Annotated in this window: 15 protein-coding genes; 7 read left to right on the top strand and 8 right to left on the bottom strand. The window is 67.7% G+C overall.

Annotation, left to right across the window (positions count from 1 at the left end):
* Positions 1 to 46: 46 nt before the first annotated feature.
* Positions 47 to 664, bottom strand: a complete 618-nt coding sequence (locus CSR00_RS08700) for a TetR/AcrR family transcriptional regulator (RefSeq protein WP_099021988.1) — start codon at positions 662 to 664, stop codon at positions 47 to 49.
* A gap of 7 nt (positions 665 to 671) precedes the next feature.
* Complete coding sequence (locus CSR00_RS08695; protein WP_099021987.1) at positions 672 to 1,580, bottom strand: crotonase/enoyl-CoA hydratase family protein; 909 nt, start codon at positions 1,578 to 1,580, stop codon at positions 672 to 674.
* Positions 1,581 to 2,050: 470 nt separating this feature from the next.
* Here CSR00_RS08695 and CSR00_RS08690 point away from each other — a divergent pair, with 470 nt between their 5' ends.
* The 3 genes from CSR00_RS08690 to CSR00_RS08680 all read left to right on the top strand — a co-directional run bounded on the left by CSR00_RS08690 (position 2,051) and on the right by CSR00_RS08680 (position 6,509).
* Positions 2,051 to 3,346: an L-fucose/L-arabinose isomerase family protein gene (locus CSR00_RS08690; RefSeq protein ID WP_245905906.1), complete on the top strand. Its 1,296-nt coding sequence runs from the start codon at positions 2,051 to 2,053 to the stop codon at positions 3,344 to 3,346.
* 150 nt (positions 3,347 to 3,496) lie between these two features.
* The gene (locus tag CSR00_RS08685) at positions 3,497 to 5,293 is read left to right on the top strand and encodes a GNAT family N-acetyltransferase (RefSeq protein ID WP_099021986.1); all 1,797 of its coding nucleotides are present in this window, start codon (positions 3,497 to 3,499) and stop codon (positions 5,291 to 5,293) included.
* A 235-nt stretch (positions 5,294 to 5,528) separates the two neighbouring features.
* Positions 5,529 to 6,509, top strand: coding sequence for a GGDEF domain-containing protein (locus CSR00_RS08680; RefSeq protein WP_099021985.1), 981 nt, complete (start codon positions 5,529 to 5,531; stop codon positions 6,507 to 6,509).
* Positions 6,510 to 6,519: 10 nt separating this feature from the next.
* Here the strand turns inward: CSR00_RS08680 and CSR00_RS08675 are convergent, their stop codons facing one another.
* From CSR00_RS08675 to CSR00_RS08665, 3 genes are all read right to left on the bottom strand, one after another.
* Positions 6,520 to 7,728: a serine hydrolase domain-containing protein gene (locus tag CSR00_RS08675; protein WP_099021984.1), complete on the bottom strand. Its 1,209-nt coding sequence runs from the start codon at positions 7,726 to 7,728 to the stop codon at positions 6,520 to 6,522.
* Complete coding sequence (locus CSR00_RS08670; protein ID WP_099022012.1) at positions 7,725 to 9,197, bottom strand: biotin carboxylase; 1,473 nt, start codon at positions 9,195 to 9,197, stop codon at positions 7,725 to 7,727. Before CSR00_RS08670 ends, CSR00_RS08675 begins: the two co-directional genes overlap by 4 nt.
* A 294-nt stretch (positions 9,198 to 9,491) precedes the next feature.
* Entirely contained in the window at positions 9,492 to 10,091 is a 600-nt protein-coding gene (locus tag CSR00_RS08665) for a TetR/AcrR family transcriptional regulator (protein ID WP_099021983.1), read from the bottom strand.
* Positions 10,092 to 10,174: 83 nt separating this feature from the next.
* Here CSR00_RS08665 and CSR00_RS08660 point away from each other — a divergent pair, with 83 nt between their 5' ends.
* Positions 10,175 to 10,930, top strand: a complete 756-nt coding sequence (locus tag CSR00_RS08660) for an SDR family NAD(P)-dependent oxidoreductase (RefSeq protein WP_099021982.1) — start codon at positions 10,175 to 10,177, stop codon at positions 10,928 to 10,930.
* 54 nt (positions 10,931 to 10,984) lie between these two features.
* Here the strand turns inward: CSR00_RS08660 and CSR00_RS08655 are convergent, their stop codons facing one another.
* The 3 genes from CSR00_RS08655 to CSR00_RS08645 form a co-directional block, all read right to left on the bottom strand.
* The gene (locus CSR00_RS08655) at positions 10,985 to 12,283 is read right to left on the bottom strand and encodes an NtaA/DmoA family FMN-dependent monooxygenase (protein WP_099021981.1); all 1,299 of its coding nucleotides are present in this window, start codon (positions 12,281 to 12,283) and stop codon (positions 10,985 to 10,987) included.
* Positions 12,284 to 12,352: 69 nt separating this feature from the next.
* Positions 12,353 to 12,940: a TetR/AcrR family transcriptional regulator gene (locus CSR00_RS08650; protein ID WP_099021980.1), complete on the bottom strand. Its 588-nt coding sequence runs from the start codon at positions 12,938 to 12,940 to the stop codon at positions 12,353 to 12,355.
* Between the two features lies 1 nt (position 12,941).
* On the bottom strand, positions 12,942 to 14,768 hold the full coding sequence (locus CSR00_RS08645; protein ID WP_099021979.1) for a flavin-containing monooxygenase: 1,827 nt from the start codon (positions 14,766 to 14,768) through the stop codon (positions 12,942 to 12,944).
* 133 nt (positions 14,769 to 14,901) lie between these two features.
* Here CSR00_RS08645 and CSR00_RS08640 point away from each other — a divergent pair, with 133 nt between their 5' ends.
* From CSR00_RS08640 to CSR00_RS08630, 3 genes are all read left to right on the top strand, one after another.
* A complete protein-coding gene (locus CSR00_RS08640; protein ID WP_099021978.1) occupies positions 14,902 to 15,858 on the top strand; it encodes an enoyl-CoA hydratase/isomerase family protein in 957 nt (318 codons plus the stop codon).
* 409 nt (positions 15,859 to 16,267) lie between these two features.
* The gene (locus tag CSR00_RS08635; RefSeq protein WP_099021977.1) at positions 16,268 to 16,702 is read left to right on the top strand and encodes an MmpS family transport accessory protein; all 435 of its coding nucleotides are present in this window, start codon (positions 16,268 to 16,270) and stop codon (positions 16,700 to 16,702) included.
* Positions 16,699 to 19,578 carry an MMPL/RND family transporter gene (locus CSR00_RS08630; RefSeq protein ID WP_099021976.1) on the top strand — a complete coding sequence of 960 codons (2,880 nt, stop codon included), beginning with the start codon at positions 16,699 to 16,701 and terminating at the stop codon, positions 19,576 to 19,578. Before CSR00_RS08635 ends, CSR00_RS08630 begins: the two co-directional genes overlap by 4 nt.
* Position 19,579: the final 1 nt, after the last annotated feature.

Genomic DNA, 19,579 nt, shown 5'->3' with positions numbered 1-19,579 from the left:
GATGGTCGGCTTCGGCCGAGCGGCCCCACACGGGGTTCCCGGAGCCTCACGGGGGCGTCGACGGGTCCTGGAGAACGGCGCGCGACAGACGCGTCACCGTCTCCGCGACCTCCCCGCGCGAGGGGGGTTCGGCCAGGCTCAGGGCCACCGCGAGGACCGATCGAAGCGCCCCGATGATCGCCGCGCCGGCCAGGTCCGCGTTGACGTGGGCCGGGAGTTCGCCGGCCTGCTGTCCGCGCCGGATATTGCGCGCGGCCATCGCGGCGTGCGCGCGCTGACGCTCGGCGTCGATGCGGGTCGCGGCGGCCTCGTGCACCAGACCGGCCGCCACCCGGGGCCCCAGCGGGTGGTCGTAGAGAAACGCGACCTCCAGGGTGATCCGCAACTGCTCCCGTTCGAACCAGCTCGCCGTCGGCGCCAGCGGCGCCAGGAACACTGCCTCGTCATAGCTGTCGTAGAAATCGTTGACGACCGCTTCGACGAGGCCGGCCTTGTTGACGAAGTAGCGGTGGATGACGCTTTGGGCCACTCCCGCGGCGGCTGCCACCTCGGCGATCTCCACCGTTCCCCGGTCGCGCAGGGCGTCGCGGGCCGCGGCGAGCAGACGCGACTTGGTGGCCCGCCCCTTCGCCGTGAGGGGTTGATCGGCCCGGTGTGGGTTCATCGCGACGCTAGGGGATGATCACGTGGTTGGGGTTGGGCTGGCGCCCCTTGTCGGCCTGGCTGTAGTCGCCGAAGGGCGCGTCGCGCTCGGCCACGGCGGCGCGGACCCCCCGCTGCTCGGCGATGTCGATGAACCGTCGCGCCTCGGCGGTGTTGCGCATCAGACCGTCGAGAATCGGGCCCAGTCGCTGCGTCGAGGCCAACCCCATGTTGTCGTAGGCCTGGTTGACGATCAGCTTCATCGCCGCCAGCTGCGACACCGGGATGCCGGCCAGCTGCTCGGCGAGGTTGGACACCGTCGCCTCCAATTCCGCGAACGGCACCGACTGGTTGATCAACCCGATGTCGGCGGCCTCGACGCCGGTCAGCGGCTTCCCGGTCAGTGCGTACTCCTTGGCCCGGGTGAGCCCGAGCCGGTAGAGCCACATGCCCGACAGATAGGCGCCCCACATCCTGCTGTAGGGGGTGCCGATCACCGCGTCGTCGCTGGCGACGATCAGGTCGGCGCACAGTGCGAAATCGCTTCCGCCGCCGACGCACCAGCCATGGACCTGGGCGATCACGGGCTTGTTGGTCCGCCAGATGGCGGCCAGCTTCTGCGTCGGCGCGGTCTGCGGTGCGGTCGCGAAGTCGAAGTCCTTACCGGCGTCCCATGTCCCGTCGGTGGTCAGCAACGAATCCCAGTGGTGAAACCCGCCGCCGAAGTCGTATCCCGCGCAGAACGCCCGCCCCGCGCCCCGGACCACGATCACCGAGACGTCGCGGTCCCCGGTGGCCAGCGCGACGGCCCGTTCCACCTCGTCGGGCATGGGCGGCACGATCGTGTTGAGGTGCTCGGGGCGGTTGAGGGTGATGGTGGCGATCCGGTCACGCGTGGAGTAGAGGATCGTCTCGAACTGGTCCGGTGCTGCGGTCATACCCGCAGACAACCAGCGAGCACCCCAACCAGTCAAGAAGTGACTTCACTTCTTGACTGACCCCGGGCCGCGGGGCTGCTTGACGCCCCATCCGCTCTGCAATACGGTGACACCCATCACAACGAATTGAAACGTTTCATTTTCGTCGTGGCGGCACCGGAATGCCGGGCGGCGCGGCCGCCCGGACCAGCCGCCCCGCGGCCGGCGAGAGAGAACCCTGCACGTGGTGGCCAAGCGCCGACACTGGCTGCACGGGGCAGATCGAGGTCGAGAGAGGTTGAGGGAGATACACCGTGACGGACACCGCATTGACGCCCGAGACCCGGGCGCCGGCACCGGGAACGACAGCACCGCTCCTGGCGCGAATCACACCGCGGAAAACCCGGATCGGACTCGTGTCCGGCGGCCTGGGGGCCTACTGGCCACAGTTTCCCGAGCTCCTACCCACGCTCCGCGAGTCGGTGCGTCGGGTGACACAGCGGTTCGAGGGCTTCGAGTGCGAGGTGATCGACGCGGGCTTCGTCTCGGATCCACGGGAGTCCGCGGCGGCCGCGGACACGTTGCGGCGCGCCGACTGTGACCTGGTGGTCGTCTTCCTGACCACCTACCTCACCGCATCCATGGTGCTGCCCATCGCGCAGCGCACCCAGGCGCCGGTGCTGCTCATCGATCTTCAGCCCACCACCGCGATGGATCACGCCAACACCGATACGGGCGCCTGGTTGGCATACTGCGGCCAATGTCCGCTACCGGAGGTGGCCAACGTGTTTCGACGTAGCGGCATCGATTTCCGTTCCGTCTCGGGATACCTCGACGACGACAACGCCTGGCGCCGGATACGGCGGTGGCTCTCGGCGGCCACCGCACGAGCCGCGGTGCGGACGGCGCGGGTCGGGCTGATGGGCCACCTCTATCCGGGCATGCTCGACATCTCGACGGACATGACACTGCTGTCGAGCCGGCTCGGCTGCCATGTCGAGGTCCTCGAGTTCGACGATCTGCGGGTCCGGGTCGCCGCCGTCGGCGACCAGCAGACCGCGGAGCGCGTCGAACTGGCGCAGTCGGTGTTCGAGCTGGACCACTCGGTGGTGGACGACGACTTGCGCTGGGCGGCACGGGTGTCGGTCGGTCTGGACACCCTGGTAGCCGATTTCGAGTTGGACGCCCTGGCCTACTACCACCGTGGCCAGGAGGGCGAGATACACGAACGCCTCGGCGCCGGCATGATTCTCGGCGCATCCCTGCTGACGGCGCGCGGCATCCCGGCCGCGGGGGAGTACGACATCCGCACCGCGATCGCCATGCTGGTCGCCGACCGGATCGGCGCCGGCGGCTCGTTCACCGAGCTGCAGGCACTGAACTTCGACGACAACGTCGTCGAGATGGGCCATGACGGGCCCGCGCATCTCGCCATTTCGTCGGGCCGTCCGCTGCTGCGTGGACTGGGCGTCTACCACGGCAAGCGCGGGTACGGGGTCGGCGTCGAGTTCGACGTCACGCACGGGCCGGTGACCACCTTCGCGGTGGGACAGGGCATCGACGGTTCGCTGTCGTTCATCACCTCCGAGGGGACCGTCGTGCAGGGCCCACTGCTGGCCATCGGCAACACCACCTCGCGGGTGGATTTCGGTCGCGACCCCGGCGAATGGACCGACGAATGGAGCGCGACGGGCACCGGCCACCACTGGGCCCTGTGCACCGGACATCGGGCGGCCGAGCTCGGGGCCGCCGCAGAACTCCTCGGCCTCAGGCACGTCAGCGTCTGATCGCGGGCGGTCATCGATGCGGATCGTCCTCGGCAACGCGCCGGACCGTGGTGAGTGCTTCGGTGAGTGCGTCGGTGAGTGCGTCGGCGAGTGCGCTGAGCTCGGTTGAGCCGACTGCCACCCGCCATATATCTGACTAAGGTCAGATATATGGTCGGCCGCCCGGACATCGACGCGCTGCGCGCGTTCAACCGCACCGTCACCGAACGCATCGGTGCACTCGAGGATCAGTACCTCGCCCGTGACCGATCCCTCGGACTGGACCGGCTGCTCTGGGAGATCGGCCCCGACGGCGCCGAGGTGCGCGAACTGCGCGCGCGCACCGGGCTGGACTCCGGTTACCTCAGCCGGCTGCTGCGATCCCTCGAACGCGACGGTCTTGTGGCCACCGCGGCCTCCGGCACGGACAGCCGGGTGCGCCGTGCGCATCTGACGCCGGCGGGCCGCCGCGAGTTGACCGTCCTCAACGATCTCTCCGACGACCTGGTGACGACGATCCTGTCTCCGCTCAGCGATCGCCAGCGCGAGGAGCTGATCGGTGCCGCGACCACCGTGCGCCGCCTGTTCACCGCCTCGGCGGTCACGATCGGACCCGCCGACCCCGCCTCGCCCGAGGCCCGATCGGCGGTGGCGGCCTACTTCGCCACGCTCGACGACTCGCTGCCGCAGGGCTTCGACCAGAGCACGACGCTGGCCGCCACCGACGAGGAGATGAGTCCGCCGCGGGGACGGTTCCTGCTCGCGACGCTCAAGGGACATCCGGTGGGCTGCATCGGCGTCAAACTTCGTGACCACGACACCGCGGAGATCAAACGACTGTGGGTCTCCGGGGAGGCCCGCGGACTGGGTATCGGCCGCAGGCTGCTGCTCGCCGCGGAGGCCGAGGCGCTACACCTCGGCGCCCGGGCCGTGCGACTGGACACCAACCGGTCGTTGCACGAGGCGATAGGCCTCTACCGCGCGACTGGCTACGAGGAGGTCGCTCCGTTCAACGACGAGCCCTACGCGCACCATTGGTTTCGCAAGCGCCTGGTCGAGGAGCCCGCGCCCGTGGCCGCGCGCGTGGGCTTCGCCGGACTGGGAATCATGGGTAGTGCCATGGCCGCGCGTCTGCTCCGGCACGGCACGCCGCTGACCGTGTGGAACCGCAGCCCCGGCGCGGCCGCGCGGCTGGCGGCCCAGGGGGCCCGGGCGGTGCCGTCGATCGGCGACCTCTTCGCGGAATGCCAGACGGTCATCCTGATGCTCCGCGATGAGACCGCCGTCGACGAGGTGTTGCGGGGGACCGCGGCCGGTCTGGCGTCGCTGGCGGCCGGCCGCACGATCGTCAACATGGGCACTCTGTCGCCGCGCTTTTCGCGGGCACTCGCCGAGGAGGTCGAGGCGGCCGGGGGCGACTACGTCGAGGCGCCGGTGTCCGGGTCGCAACGCCCGGCCCAGCAGGGACGCCTTGTCGCCATGACCGCCGGGCGCCCGGATGTCCTGCGCCGGGTGGAGCCGATCCTGGACCCGCTGTGTGCGCAGGTGACACGGTGCGGACCGGTGCCCTCGGCGCTGACCCTGAAGCTGTCCTCCAGCGTCTTCCTGATCACCCTGGTCACGGCGCTGGCCGAGACGTTCCATTTCGGCACCGAACTCGGCGTGGACACCGCGATGCTGCGATCGGTCCTCGATTCCGGTCAGATGTCCTCGCCGATCTCGCGCACCAAGTCGGCGAAGCTCCTCGACGCCGATTTCACTGCGCAAGCCGCGATCTCCGATGTGCTGATGAACGCCGAGCTCGTCGTCTCGGCGGCAGACGACGCACAACTGGCGGTCCCACTGATCAGAGTCAGCCGTGACCTCTACCGTCGGGCGATGGCGGCCGGCGACGGAGCCCTCGACATGGTCGGCGTCATCCGGACCGTCGCCGCCGCGGATTCCCGGTGGTCACGCGAAAGAAGCTGACCTCGGGGATTTCTCGCCACCGGCCGACGGGACGAGGCCGGTCGCGGCGACACCCGCACTGGGGGGCGCTCGGTTGAGGTTGGGGCACGACTCACGGCACTTCCTGCGCGATCGGCCGCGGTCGCGCGATACTCCAAGGCATCGAAATTCGTGCATCGAAGTTCGTGCATCCAGTTTCGTGCATCCAGTTTCGTGCATCCCCGGATGTCAGTCGGTCCCAGGCAGGTGAACCCGCATGTACCGCCCCAGCTCGCTCGCGGGTGCCGACTACCGGGTGTTCGGCAACGAGAGGGTGCGCCTGCTGCGCATCTACCTGGGTGCCACCACGTTCCTCTATCTCTACGGGGTCGTGTTCACCCTGTTTCCGATCCATCCCGACCTCACCTACGGCAATCCCACCGGCGGGATCCTCGCCGTCGTTCTGGGCGCGGCGGCTTTGTCCTACCTGGCGGTGGAACGGCACCGCCTGCTCCCGCCGACCCTGGCCGCCGTCGCCGCCACTCCCGTGGTGATGGCGTTTCACGTCTCGATGATCGCCGAGTACGTCTGCTTGATCGCCCCGATGTTCCTGGCGATGTACCTGCGTGCCTTCTCTCCGCCGCGCCAGGCCTGGGTGTTGATCGGCACCACCACCGGTGCGTGCGTGATCGCCGTCGCCATCGCTCCGGCGCCGAAGACCGGCTTCATTTCGTATCTCATCATCGCCGTGGCGATCATCGGAGCGGCCGAGTCCTTCGGGGTGCTCATGCGGGCGATGTTCACCGCGGCCTGCACCGACCCCATGACGGGCCTGCTCAATCGCGCGGGCTGGGAACTGGGCACGGCCGAACTGCTGAGCCGCTTCCGCGCGGGGTCGGCCACGGTCACCGTCATCGCGCTCGACATCAACAATCTGAAGACGCTCAACGACACCTTCGGACACCGGGCCGGCGACGACCGGATCACGAGCTACGCCCGGCACTGGAGACAGGCGACCCCGCGCCACGCAGTCCTGGCCCGGCTGGGCGGCGACGAGTTCGCGGCCTGCATCGCCGGGGATGGGCCCGCGGTCGTCGACGAGTTTCAGCGATACATCCGGCTGCACACTCCCGAGGTGAGCATGGGTGCGGCCAGCCAACCCGCGATCAACGCCAGCGTCGCCGAACTCTACGCACGGGCCGACGCCGCCCTGTACCGGAGCAGGGGACGACCCCTTCGCCACGACGACGGCGGCTGACCAGCGGGGGTCACGCCCCGGGCCCACCGCCGGTCGACGCCAATTCGCGTGCCACCGCATCGAACGCGTGCAACGTGTCCGGCAGTATGTGCGGGCCCTCCAGGTGCGGCTGGGTGGACAGCTTGGCGGCCACCACCTCGGCGGCGCGGTTGATGTAGATCATCTGCCCGGACATCCCCTGACACAGCACGACGTTGTTGCCCGGATAGGGAAACCACACCTGGTTGCGGTACATCCCGCCGGGCATACCGGTGTCCTCGGGGCAGGCCGCGAAGGCCTCACGCGAGTCGGGCCCGCCCTCGAGGGTGTCGGCGATCCACGTGGCCGGCACCACCTGCTGCCCGGTCAATGAGACGCCGTCGCACAGGAACAGCGACCCGAACCGGACCATGTCGGTCAGGCAGGCGCTGATACCGCCGTTGAACATTCCGGTGCCGACGGCGTCGACACCGATGGTGGCGTCGCACCGGGCGCCGATGCGGCTCCACACCAGCTCCGACATCAGTGCGGGCATCCTCGCGCCGCCGGCGGCCTCGCAGATCCAGCCGAGGACGTCGGTATCGCACGAGCGGTACTCGAAGGGGCCCCCGTGGGCCGTCTTGCGCCGCAGGGTCAGCAGGAAATCCTGAAGCGTGCGGGGAACCTCCGGGCCGCTCCTGGGCGCCCACCCCATCGCCTGGTCGAGGAGGTGTATCTCCGCGGCCGGGTCGCCGTAGTCATCGGAGAAGGCGATTCCCGAACGCATGTCCAGCAGGTGACGCACCGTCGCCCCCGCGTAGCCGCTGTCGGCCAATGCGGGAACGAACGCGGTGACCGGTGCGTCGAGTTCGATCGCGCCGGCGCCGTGCAGCGCGCCGGTGACGGCTGCGACCAGTGACTTACTCACCGAGAAGAGCAGATGCCGCGTGTGGGCGCCCATGCCGTCGCGGTAGTGTTCGGCCACCATCGACCCGCGGTGGGCCACGGCCCACCCGTCGGTGCCGGTGGCGGTCATCACCGCGCCGACGGAGGTGGGCACTCCGCCGACGGTGGTCAGGGCGATCCCGGCGATCGGGACAGCGGCGGCGGGCAGGGCCGCGACCGGCCCGCTCCCGCGGGAGATCACCGCGGTCGGCACGAAGTCCTCGACGTGCTGGAACGACCAGTGCGCATACGGCGCCGACTGCCAGTTGCCCAGCGAGATGCCGGGCGGAACGCGGTCGCGTTCGCCGCCGCTCACGCTCGTGCGACGAGCCGCGAGACGATCGGGGTGGCCGGCGCCAAGGGGGTGGAGGCGAACTTCGCCTTGATGCCGTTGACCCAGCGCCGACAGTGCTCGGTGAGCTGGTAGTCGGCGGTCTGCAGATGACCGCGGGTGACGAGTACGCCGAGTTGCGCTCCCTCACAGCGGATGTCGCCCGGCGCGGCGACCCGCATGAAGAAGGCCTCCGATTCGTCGATCACCGAATCCCAGTCGTTGGCGGGGCGCGCAAAGCTGATGTGCCCGGCCTCGTCGAGGCGCCACACGCCCGTCTCGGGCGCCGAGGTGAAGAGCTCGATGTCCGGTGAGGTCTCGCTGATGACCACCTGACCCCAGACCTCATCCTCGCCGTAGCCCCGCTCCCAGCGGGAATTGACCTCGGCGATGTCGAGCTCGTACTCCACGTCCATGTACTCCAGCAGGTGGAACAGGAACAGCGGCATGTCGGCGTAGGCCTCGGTGGTCAGGTTCGTCATGGGGCTGGCGCCGCTCAACCGTGGGTTCACCTCGCCGAGGTAGAGCTCGTCGGAGTCCAGGTCGTGGAGGAGGTCCACCTCGAAGTAGCCGCGGTACCCCTCGCGGCCCATGATGTCGCCCAGCTTTCGCACCATCTCCCGCGCAGTGTGCGTCTGCGCGGGCGGCAGCACCTCGCGCCAGATGTCGTTACCGCACCAGCTGCCCCTGCCCGGTGTCAGCTCGGGGTACCCGACCAGACTCGTCATGGCGGGGCCGATGACCGTGCCGTGGCGGGTCACCACACCCTCCAGGCACACCTCGACATTGCGGATGCGCTTCATGACCTTGACCTCGGGCTGCCTGACGAGGTCGGCGCCGCACAGGTCCCAGTCACGCTCGCCGCGCACGAAGAACGTCCCGCTTCCGGCATCGCCGTAGGCGTCCTGGATCACCAGGTCGTCTCCCAGCCCGGCGCCCTGCGCCAGCGCCATCAGCTCCTCGTAGGATCCGGCGCGCCCCATCACGTGCGGCACGCTCGGCACGCCCGCCTCGTCGGCCAGGCGCGTCATGACGGTCTTGGAGTCCAGGCGGCGGAGCAGTTCGGGCGGGGGATGCATGACCTGAAGGCCCGCCTGGTCGGCCAGGGCGTGGGTCTGCTCGTCGCACATCACGAAGCAGGCCTTACCGCCCGGCCCCCGGTCCGCGATGAACTCGAGTGTCTCGGGATCGCACAGCAGGTGGTTGCACACGTCCTTCATGGACGTGAAATCCCTCTGGTCGCGCCGCCGGGGTACGAACACCCGTGGATGGACGCCCTCGAAGGAGTCAAAGTAGTTCAGGTAGAAGAAATTCCGCACCCACTGATCGGTGCCCAGCAGGTTGAACGGGGTCGGCGAGATGAAGTACAGCGGCACGGCGTTGGTGTGAAAGAACGCGCGCGCATCCGAGAGTCCGTTGAGCGGGCGGCGCGGATCGGGGCCCTGCCCCGGCATGCGGGGGGTCACGCCGGCCACCGCGACATCGACCTCGTGGTCCAACCCGGGAACGACCTCGCGACGGCGGTGACATGACATGCCTGCATTCCATGATTGTCTACGCTGCGCGCGGCCGTGTCCAAGGATTGCGCTCCGGCGGGCCACGGAGAACCACGGCGACGCCGGTGGGATCACCCCAGCGGAGCACCCGGAGCGGTGACGGGCCACCGAGGCGATCGTCACCGCTTCTTCCGCGAAACCCCTTGCAGCACTGCATGAGAGCAGTGGTAGCCGCGTTCGTGGCCGAACCGATCAGGGCCCTGGACTCAGCGTCAGCTGCGCGATGCTCTCGGCCGCGTCGGCGAGGACGGCCCGGTCGACCCCCGCGGCGGCCAGTGCCTCCATTCCGCGCAGGCCGACGAGGATGTGACGGGCCGTCGAGCGGCAATCGCGCGAGGCCGACACGGCGCCCGCGCGCTGGGCGGCGGACAGGGTCGACGCCAGAACGTCTTCGATCTGCCGGAAGGCCCGTTGGGCGATGCCCGCCACTTCCGGGTCACGCGCGGCGAGTTCGGCCGTCGCCTTCGACAGGAAGCACGACACCGGCGGCTCCGCGGCCGTGCCGGTCGTGTCGGCCATGTGCCGTATGAGGTGCCGCAGGCGTTCCGCTGCAGTCTCGTCGGGCCCGCCGAGTTCGGCGCCCAGCGCCTCGACCGCCTCGGTGCAGTAGTTGTCGAACGCGCGGATGTAGAGCGCGTGTTTGTCACCGAAGGCGTTGTAGATGCTGGCCTTGGCCAGTCCGGTCACCTTGACCAGGTCGTCGAGGCTGGTGCCCGAGTAGCCGCACCTGCGGAACTGGTCGCGGGCAGCCCTGACCACCGTGTCCTCGTCGAAGGTTCTCGGTCGCGCCATGCCGTCAGGATACCCGTTTTAGACCGAATGGTGTATAACTAGTTTTTGACCGTTCAGACTACAATTGGCACAAGGAGAAGATCATGGGACAACTTGAGGGCAAAACCGCACTGATCACCGGCGCGAGCACGGGAATCGGACTGGCCTCGGCACGGCGCTTCATCGCCGAGGGGGCCCGGGTGTACCTCACCGGACGCCGTCAGGCCGAACTGGATGCCGCGGCTCGCGAGCTGGGCCCGGCAGCGGTCCCGGTGCGCAGCGACGTCTCCGACCCGCAGGATCTGGATCGGCTGTTCGAGGCCGTGGCGGCCGGGGGCGCCGGCCTGGACGTGGTGTTCGCGAACGCCGGGGGCGGCGATCTGGCCACCCTCGACGAGCTCACGCCGGAGGGATTCGACCGTACGTTCGGGATCAACGTGCGGGGAACGGTGTTCACCGTGCAGAAGGCGCTGCCGCTGCTCAATCCCGGCGCGGCCGTCGTGGTGACCGGGTCGACGTCGGCACATCGCGGAAATCCCGGATTCGGCGTGTACTCCGCGTCGAAGGCCGCACTGCGCCAGTTCGCCCGGGTGTGGGCGGCCGAGCTGGCACCGCGGGGGATCAGGGTCAACACCATCGTTCCCGGTCCGGTCGACACCCCGGGGCTACGCGGCATCGCGACCGACGAGGCGTCGGTGCCGGCACTCCTCGAGCAGATGGCCGGCAGCACCACGCTGGCACGCGTGGCGAACCCGGACGAGATCGCCGCCGCGGTGCTGTTTCTGGCCACCGGCCAGTCCAGTTTCGTGACCGGCAGCGAGCTCTTCGCCGACGGCGGGGAGGTCCAGACATACCCGTGAGACCGACGCCGGCAACCCACGGACAGGGAAGCGGGACCATGCCGCCGTGGATCCTCAGAAGCGCTCGCGCAGCGGACGGTCCTCGGCCGTGCCGCGGTAGATCCCGCGGTCGATCAACCGGGGAACGACCTCGTCGATGAACTCCCGAATGGACGTGGCCCCCGCGGAGAACATCAGGTTGAAGCCGCCGACATTGCCGTCGGCGAACCAGGCGGCGAAGTCGTCGGCGATGTCGTCGTAGGAACCCACGAACTTGCGGTGGGTCGCACCACCGCGGCCGACGGCCTGGGCGACGACGTCGCGCATCGTCACACCCGGGTGCTGACGAATCCAGGTGTAGAGGCTGACGTAGTTGGAGAACGCGCTCGAGATCGTCGCCTCGACGTCCTCGGGACGGGGGAGTAGATCGCTCGGGAACGGATCGTTGATGTCGTCATAGGCAACGTCGATACCGAACTGGCCCAGGGCAAACGGCGCGATCTGCTCCCACTGCACGTAATTGTCCAGGTCGCGCATGGTGTCCTCGGCCTCCTTGGCGGTGCGGCCGAGGTAGGGGATGAGGCCGGGTATCGCCGGGACCGAGCCGGGCGCGCGGCCGGCCTCCACGAGCGCCTTGTCCAGCATGTCCCGGTACTCGGCCGCCCCTTCGCGGGTGGAGCTGTTGGTGAACACCATCTCGGCATATTTCGCGGCGAGCCTGATTCCCGGGCCCGACCCGCCGGCCTGCGCGATGAGTGGCCGACCCTGCCGGCTGGGAGCCACGTTGAGCGGCCCGGTGACCTGAAAGAGTGCGCCGCGGTGGTCGATCGGGTCGGCGTAGAACCGCGTCAGGCCATCGGGGTCTTGACGCAGTTCCCGGTTCTCCCAGAGCGCGCGCACGACATGGAGGAATTCGTCGGCCCGCTGATAGCGCGCCTCACGGTCCAGATGCTGGGTGAGGCTGTAGTTCAGCGCGAACTTGTCGCCGACGGAGGTGACCGCGTTGAACCCGGCACGTCCATCACAGACCTGGTCGAGCGAGGCGAGCAGCCGGGCCAGATTGTAGGGGTCGTAGAACGTCGTCGACGCCGTGGCGATGAGTCCGACATGGCGGGTGTGCTGTGCCATCGCCGCCAGCGCCGTGATGGGCTCGGCGGGCCCGCCGTCGAATCCCGGGGAACTCTGCATGCCCGGGATGTCGCCGATGAACAGCGCGGTGAACAAACCCTCGTCGCCGAACCTCGCGTACTCCAGGAGGCGCTCGAACGCGCCACGATCCGGGATGGCGTGCGCCTGCTCGTAGCCGCGCGCGCCCTGGTGCAGGTTGATGTCGTTGGCTACCAGGTTCAGATGCAGATACCGTCTCTCGGGCATCTGTCCTCCTTGTCCTCAGGTGTGGGGTCCTCAGGTGGGGTCCTCAGGTGGGCCCTCGGGGGTGCACAGCTAGCGCATCGTGGCGTACAGGGCGTCGGTCATCGCGTCGATCGCGGCATCGCGTTCCAGCGGCCAGCCGTCGATCAGCCACAGGTGCATGAAGGAGTCGACCATGGTGTACATCATGGCGATGGCCAGGCGGAGTTCGGCATCGCCGGCGCCCTCCATGACGCCTCGTTGCCTCCACTCTTCGAGGTCGGCTTCCATCGTCTCCCGGTGCGCGGCGGCGAATTCCGGATCGACCGCGCGCGCCTGGTGCAGAACCTTGTAGAGCTCGGGAGCCGATGTGTAGAAGTCGACCACCTTCTCGAAAAAGGCTCGGACCGAGGGTCTTCCGTGCCTGCCGCCCCGTGGGGCGTCCTGCTCGGACCATGTCATCATCCGGGTGTTGCGGAGCTCGCGCAGGACCGCGGCCTTGCTTTCGAAATGCAGGTAGAACGTCGCCCTGCCGATTCCGGCGCGCCGCGCGATGTCGTCGATGGTCACCGCAACGTAGCCGCGCTCGGCGAACACCTCCAGCGAGGCCGCCAGGATGTGTTCGCGGGTGAGGATCCGGTGACGGTCCCGCATGGTGAGTTTGGGGGCGGTGTCGACCATGTCAGGTGATCGTCACCCCCTCCAGCCGGCCGTCGGCGCGCCACTGACTCAGCATGTCGAAGAACTCGACGGGTTTGCCACCGAAGTTGGTCGACAGCATGCCGTGCGGGTTGTCGCGGTCGCCCTCGGAGCTCAGGTAGCTCGGTGTGCAGTCGTCGAAGAACGCCTTCGCGTCCACCGAGGCTTCGTTCATCTTGCACAGCCACTCTTCCTCGGCCTCCTGGGTCGCCTCGATCGTCGTGGCGTGCCGCTGGGCCCATTGGCCGATCAGGTAGGCCAGATGGTCTGCGCGCTCCTCGGCGGTGTGGGTGTAGTTCGGTGAGACACCGGACTGGGTGTAGCCGAGGAAGAAGCAGTTGGGGAAGCCGTGGGTCTGCAGCCCGTGCAGGGTGCGCATCCCCTTGGCCCATTTGTCGCTGAGGCGCACGCCCTCCCTGCCGACGATCTCGAATCCGAGGCGTCGGGTGTAGGAGGTGCCGACCTCGAAACCCGTCGCGAAGACCAGCGCGTCCAGCTCATAGTGCACGCCGTTGACGACCGCGCCGTTGTCGGTGAAGCGTTCCACCCCGCGACCGTCGGTGTCGACGAGCTCGACGTTGTCACGGTTGAACGTCTCCAGGTACTCGTCGTGAAAGCCGGTCCGCTTGCAGTTCAGCTTGTACCAGGGCTTCAGCGATTCCGCGGTCCTGGGATCGGTGACGGTGTCGTCGATGCGCGCGCGCAGCCGTTCCATCACCTCGTAGTCGGTCTCGTAGAGGAACTCCTCGATCTCCTCGGGCGTCATCTCCCGACCGCGACGAGCCGTTTCGCGGGCCACCGCGGGATCGTTCAACGCCAGGGCGTTGTGGGTCCAACCGTCGTCGACCAGGTCGAGTTCGGTCTCGACGCCCGCGGTGACCCGGGTGAAGTTCTCCATGCGCTCGCGCTGCCATCCCGGCTTCAGGCCGGCCGCCCACGCGGGGTCGGTGGGCCGATTGCCGCGTTCACCGACGGTGCTCGGGGTGCGCTGGAAGACGTAGAGTTTCTGCGCCCAGCGGCCCAGGTGCGGGACGCACTGCAGGCTCGTGGCGCCGGTGCCGATGATGCCGACCCGCTTGTCCGCGAGCCGGGTCAGTCCGCCGGTCTCGTCCCCACCGGTGTAGTCGTAGTCCCACCTGCTGGTGTGGAAGGTGTGCCCGCGGAAGTCGTTGATGCCCGGGATCCCGGGGAGCTTGGGCCGGGTCAGTGAGCCGGGGGAGACCGCGACGAGGTTCGCGGTGATCGAGTCACCGCGGTCGGTGGTCACCGTCCACTGCTTGGCGTCCTCGTCCCAGGTCATGCCCGTGACGGTGGTCTGCAGCAACGCGTTGCGGTAGAGCCCGAAATGGCGTGCGGCGGCCTGCAGGTGCTCGCGGATCTCCTTGCCGTGGGCGTAGCGCTCGGTGGGCATGTAGTTCAGTTCTTCGAGCAGCGGCATGTAGATGTAGGACTCGATATCGCACTGCACGCCCGGATAGCGGTTCCAGTACCAGGTGCCGCCGAAATCGCCGGCGGTGTCGACGATTCTGATGTCGTCGACACCGATCTGCTGAAGGCGCACCGCGGCGATCAGGCTGCCCAGCCCGGCGCCGATGATCAGCACCTGGACGTGATCGTCGACGGGGTCGCGCTCGACCCGCTCGACGTAGGGGTCGTCGGCGTAGTGCGAGAAGTCGGCGGTCACCTCGACGAACTGCTCGACCGCCTCGGGGCGGATGCGCTTGTCGCGTTCCAGCCGGTACTTGGCTCGTACCCACTCGGCGTCGTACGTCGGCGGCTTCGGGCCCAGGGTTCCTGCCGTGTCAGACACCTCGGTCGCGCTCCTCCGTCATGCCATTTCGCTAGACAGTGTGTCTGTCGAGAAGATACTGCGTCATCTTGCCAGACACACGGTATGTTGTGCCAGTCACATTTCCACCGGATGCAGCGGCCGAAGGAGAAGCATGTCGGAGCCACCCCCAGCGGAAGAGATCGTCCGCTACGACAAGGATCCGAAGACGAAGATCGCGACCATCACGCTGGCGCGGCCCGACCGGCTCAATGCTCCGACCGTCGCCGCGCGGCTGCGGTACGCCGAGCTTCTCCATCGCGCGAACATCGACGACGACGTGAAGGTCCTGATCGTGCGGGGGATCGGCGACGACTTCGGCAGCGGGGTCGATCTGCCGGACTTCATGGCCGGCCTCCAGGGGTCACCCGAAGACCGGTTGCGCGAGTTCAAGCTCGAGGACGCCGCCGACGAGATCACCTACCCGCCGAAGGGGACGTTCCGTCACGGCGGATCCCTGGGCCCCTGGTTCGCCAACGCACAGTCGGGTTGTCGCAGCCTGCGGGAGTTCCAGAAGATCAGCATCCTCGAGGTCAAGGGCTACTGCTACGGGTGGCACTTCTACCAGGCCGCCGACGCCGACCTGGTCATCGCCTCCGACGACGCGCTGTTCGGACACGCGGCGTTTCGCTACGCCGGATGGGGACCGCGGATGTGGTCCTGGGCGCTGACGATGGGAACCCGCCGGTTCAAGGAGATGCTGTTCACCGGCCGGCCGTTCACCGCGCAGGAGATGTACGAGTGCGACTTCGTCAACAAGGTGGTCCCACGCGACCAGCTCGAAGCCGAGGTGGCCACCTACGCCGCGGTGTGCGCGCGCACCCGACCGACCGATTCGGTGCACATCCAGAAGACGTTCTTCCACGTCCTCGAACAGTTTCAGGGTGAATACATGGGGTCGCTGATCACCGGCCTGATCGAGTCGCTCGGAGCCCAGGTGCGGCCCGATCCGGAGGATTTCGAACTCGACGCGTCCGTGCTCGACAAGGGTCTCACCGATTCGGTCAAGAGCAATGACGAGCAGTTCCCACCCGCCTTCCGGCTCAGCAAGAAGGGCCGGGCGCAGCCGTGAGGCACCGGCCCGCACCGCGTCCGGCATAGCCGTCGGCCGCCCGAGCCCAGCACCTCGGGCGGCGCCGGCCACTGCCCAACTCTCCGACGGGCGAACCGTGCGCCCGTGCCGTCTCCACGAATTGCTTTGGAAAAAACGGTAGTTCGTCCTGTCGTCGACCCTCAAACCAATATCCGCCCCGCCGTATTCCCGGCTCGGGTGGGTCGTCGATCACTCGCCGTGGGGCGTCGTGATAACCGCCATAACCGGATTGTTTTTGTCCGCTTAAGTCGTTTAGGTTGTCTAGCCAGACTGAGTCGTTCGGCGGCCGGTGTGAAAATCTCGTGGAGAGGCCTGGTTTGACTTCCGCATCCGCGTGCCCGCTTCTGGGCTCCGAACCGACTGCCCGCCAACACTGTTCGATTCCACGATGACCGTCTTCATCTCGGTGCTCAAACGCGCATGGGTGCCCGTCCTGGTGGTGGCGGCCGTCACGGTGGGCGCGTTCACCGTGGCACACCTGCGCTCGGTGTTCGGTTCCAACGGGGCCATCGTGACACCGATCGGCACCGACACCGCGGAGAACTTCAACCCCAAGGTCGTCACCTACGAGGTTTTCGGGACGGGTAGCACCGCGATCATCAACTACACCGACCTCGACGGTCTGCCGCAACGAACCGGCGAGGTGAATCTGCCGTGGTCGCTGACCCTGGAGACCACCATTCCGTCGGTCATGCCGAATCTCGTCGCCCAGGGGGACGGGCAGTCGATCGGCTGCCGGGTCACCGTCGACGACGAAGTGAAGGACGAAAGGACGGCCCACGGCGTGGACCCTGCGACCTACTGTCTGGTGAAGGCGGCATGAGCACTTCCGTCGAGGACGCCCCGACCGCCCCGGTGCCGCCCACCCATCACGCCGTCCGCCCCCTGCTGCCGCGTTTCATCCGCACCTTCGCGGTCCCGATCGTGTTGGCCTGGATAGCGATCATCGCGATCCTCAACGTCTCGGTTCCCCAGCTCGAAGTGGTCAGCAAGACCCGCGCTGTGTCGATGAGCCCCAACGATGCTCCGTCGATGATCGCGACCAAGCGCGTCGGCGAGGTGTTCCAGGAGTACGACACCAGCAGCTCGGTGATGATCGTGCTTGAGGGTCAGCAGGAGCTGGGTGCCGACGCGCACGCGTTCTACGACGACATGGTCCGTGAGCTGGAAGCGGACACCGCCCATGTGCAGCATGTGCAGGACTTCTGGGGCGACACGCTGACTGCGGCCGGCGCCCAGAGCATGGACGGCAAGGCGGCCTACGTCCAGGTCTACATCGCCGGCGACCAGGGCGAGGCCCTGGCCAACGAGTCGGTGCAGGCCGTTCGAGACATCATCGCCGGCATCGAGCCGCCCGCGGGTGTGAAGGCCTACGTCACCGGCCCGGCGGCCACCACGACCGACCAGAACGAGGTCGGCGATGCCAGCATGAAGACCATCGAGGCGTTGACCTTCGGGGTCATCACGGTGATGCTTCTGCTGGTCTACCGGTCCATCGTCACCACGGTGATCACGCTGTTCATGGTGATCATCGGGCTGCTCTCGGCTCGCGGGATCGTCGCTTTCCTCGGCTATCACGAGGTGATCGGACTCACCACCTTCGCGACCAACATGGTGGTGACGTTGGCGATCGCCGCGGCAACCGACTACGCGATCTTCCTGATAGGCCGCTACCAGGAAGCTCGACGGTCGGGTAAGAGCCGGGAACTGGCGTACTACGACATGTTTCACGGCACGGCGCACGTCGTGCTGGCCTCGGGGATGACCATCGCCGGCGCAACGCTCTGCCTGTATTTCACCCGGCTGCCGTACTTCCAGACCATGGGTGTGCCATTGGCGATCGGCATGACCATCGTCGTGCTCGCCGCGCTCACGCTTGGCCCTGCGGTCATCTCGATCGTCACCCGCTTCGGCCGCGTGCTCGAACCCAAGCGGATGGGACGCTCGCGCGGGTGGCGGCGCATCGGCGCGGCGACCGTGCGGTGGCCCGGGGCGGTGCTGGTCATGGCGGTCGTGCTGGCCCTGGTCGGGTTGCTGACGCTGCCCGGCTATCACACCACCTACAACGACCGCATCTATCTTCCTGCCGACGTTCCCGCCAACGTCGGCTATGAGGCCGCCGACCGGCACTTCTCGGACGCCAAGATGAACCCCGAGCTGATCATGGTCGAAGCCGATCATGATCTGCGCAACCCGGCGGACTTCCTGGTCATCGACAAGATCGCCAAGGCACTGGTTCGCGTCCACGGCATCGCACAGGTGCAGACCATCACCCGCCCGGACGGCAAGCCGGTCAAGCACGCCTCGCTCGCCTACACGATCGGCCAGAGCGGCACCGGGTCGCTGATGAACAACGACTACCAGCAGAAGGTGCTGGAGAACACGCTCAAGCAGGCCGACGAGATGCAGGTGACCATCGACTCCATGGAGAAGATGCACGGCATCACGCTCCAGTTGGCCGACGTCACCCGGCGCATGGCCGACAAGATGGACACGACCTCGGTGCACATCTCCGAGGTTCGTGACAGTCTGGCCGACTTCGACGATTTCTTCCGGCCGCTTCGGAACTACTTCTACTGGGAGCCGCACTGTTTCGACATTCCGGTGTGCTGGTCGCTGCGCTCGATCTTCGAGAGCCTCGACGGCATCAGCACGATGTCCGACGACTTCCAGGACATCGTGCCCGACCTCAAGGAGATGGCCGAGCTGACGCCGCAGATGGCGGCGCTGATGCCGGCGATGATCCAGACGATGAAGAACCAGAAGCAGATGATGCTCAACCAGTATCAGGCGCAGAAGGCGCAGCAGGATCAGAGCATGGCGATGCAGGAGGACGCCACGGCGATGGGCGAGGCGTTCGACGCGGCCCGCAACGACGATTCGTTCTACCTGCCGCCGGAGGCCTTCGAGACCGCCGACTTCCAGCGGGGGATCAAACTGTTCCTCTCGCCCGACGGCCATGCCGTGCGGATCACCGTGTTCCATCAGGGCGATCCGTTGACCGAGGAGGGCACATCGCACATCGAGCCACTGCGCATCGCCGCAGCCGACGCGATCAAGGGAACGCCGCTGGAGGGCTCCACGATCTATGTCGGCGGTAGCGCGGCGCTGTACAAGGACATGCAACAGGGTGCGGACTACGACCTGCTCATCGCGGCGGTCGCCGCGCTGATCCTGATCTTCCTCGTCATGGTGGTGCTCACCAGGGCCGTGGCCGCCGCGGCGGTGATCGTCGGAACCGTGGTGCTGAGTCTGGGGGCGTCCTTCGGCCTGTCGGTCCTGATCTGGCAGCACCTGATCGGGATCCCACTGCACTGGATGGTGTTGCCGATGGCGGTCATCGTTCTGCTGGCCGTCGGCGCCGACTACAACCTGCTGCTGGTGTCTCGGATGAAAGAGGAGATGCACGCGGGCCTGAAGACCGGCATCATCCGGTCGATGGCCGGAACCGGCTCGGTCGTCACGGCGGCGGGCCTGGTGTTCGCCTTCACCATGATCGGGATGGCCGTCAGCGACATGGTCACGATCGGCCAGGTCGGCACCACGATCGGGCTCGGCCTGCTGTTCGACACGTTGGTCGTCCGGTCGCTGATGACACCGTCGCTGGCGGCGCTGCTGGGCAGGTGGTTCTGGTGGCCGCAGCACGTGCGCCCGCGCCCGGTTCCCCGGCCGTGGCCGAGCCCGAACCACACGGGCTGAA

This window comes from Mycolicibacterium palauense, assembly GCF_002592005.1.
GTDB classification, from domain to species: Bacteria; Actinomycetota; Actinomycetes; order Mycobacteriales; family Mycobacteriaceae; genus Mycobacterium; species Mycobacterium palauense.
This window is presented reverse-complemented; position numbering and strand designations above follow the sequence as displayed.

Excerpts from the sequence above, each read along its gene's own strand:
- CSR00_RS08655 (WP_099021981.1), bottom strand. The coding sequence starts at position 12,283 with ATGCCCGAGAGACGGTATCTGCATCTGAACCTGGTAGCCAACGACATC.
- CSR00_RS08700 (WP_099021988.1), bottom strand. The coding sequence starts at position 664 with ATGAACCCACACCGGGCCGATCAACCCCTCACGGCGAAGGGGCGGGCC.
- CSR00_RS08630 (WP_099021976.1), top strand. The coding sequence starts at position 16,699 with ATGAGCACTTCCGTCGAGGACGCCCCGACCGCCCCGGTGCCGCCCACC.
- CSR00_RS08665 (WP_099021983.1), bottom strand. The coding sequence starts at position 10,091 with ATGGCGCGACCGAGAACCTTCGACGAGGACACGGTGGTCAGGGCTGCC.
- CSR00_RS08680 (WP_099021985.1), top strand. The coding sequence starts at position 5,529 with ATGTACCGCCCCAGCTCGCTCGCGGGTGCCGACTACCGGGTGTTCGGC.
- CSR00_RS08660 (WP_099021982.1), top strand. The coding sequence starts at position 10,175 with ATGGGACAACTTGAGGGCAAAACCGCACTGATCACCGGCGCGAGCACG.
- CSR00_RS08685 (WP_099021986.1), top strand. The coding sequence starts at position 3,497 with ATGGTCGGCCGCCCGGACATCGACGCGCTGCGCGCGTTCAACCGCACC.
- CSR00_RS08635 (WP_099021977.1), top strand. The coding sequence starts at position 16,268 with ATGACCGTCTTCATCTCGGTGCTCAAACGCGCATGGGTGCCCGTCCTG.
- CSR00_RS08670 (WP_099022012.1), bottom strand. The coding sequence starts at position 9,197 with ATGCCGGGGCAGGGCCCCGATCCGCGCCGCCCGCTCAACGGACTCTCG.
- CSR00_RS08650 (WP_099021980.1), bottom strand. The coding sequence starts at position 12,940 with ATGGTCGACACCGCCCCCAAACTCACCATGCGGGACCGTCACCGGATC.
- CSR00_RS08640 (WP_099021978.1), top strand. The coding sequence starts at position 14,902 with ATGTCGGAGCCACCCCCAGCGGAAGAGATCGTCCGCTACGACAAGGAT.
- CSR00_RS08695 (WP_099021987.1), bottom strand. The coding sequence starts at position 1,580 with ATGACCGCAGCACCGGACCAGTTCGAGACGATCCTCTACTCCACGCGT.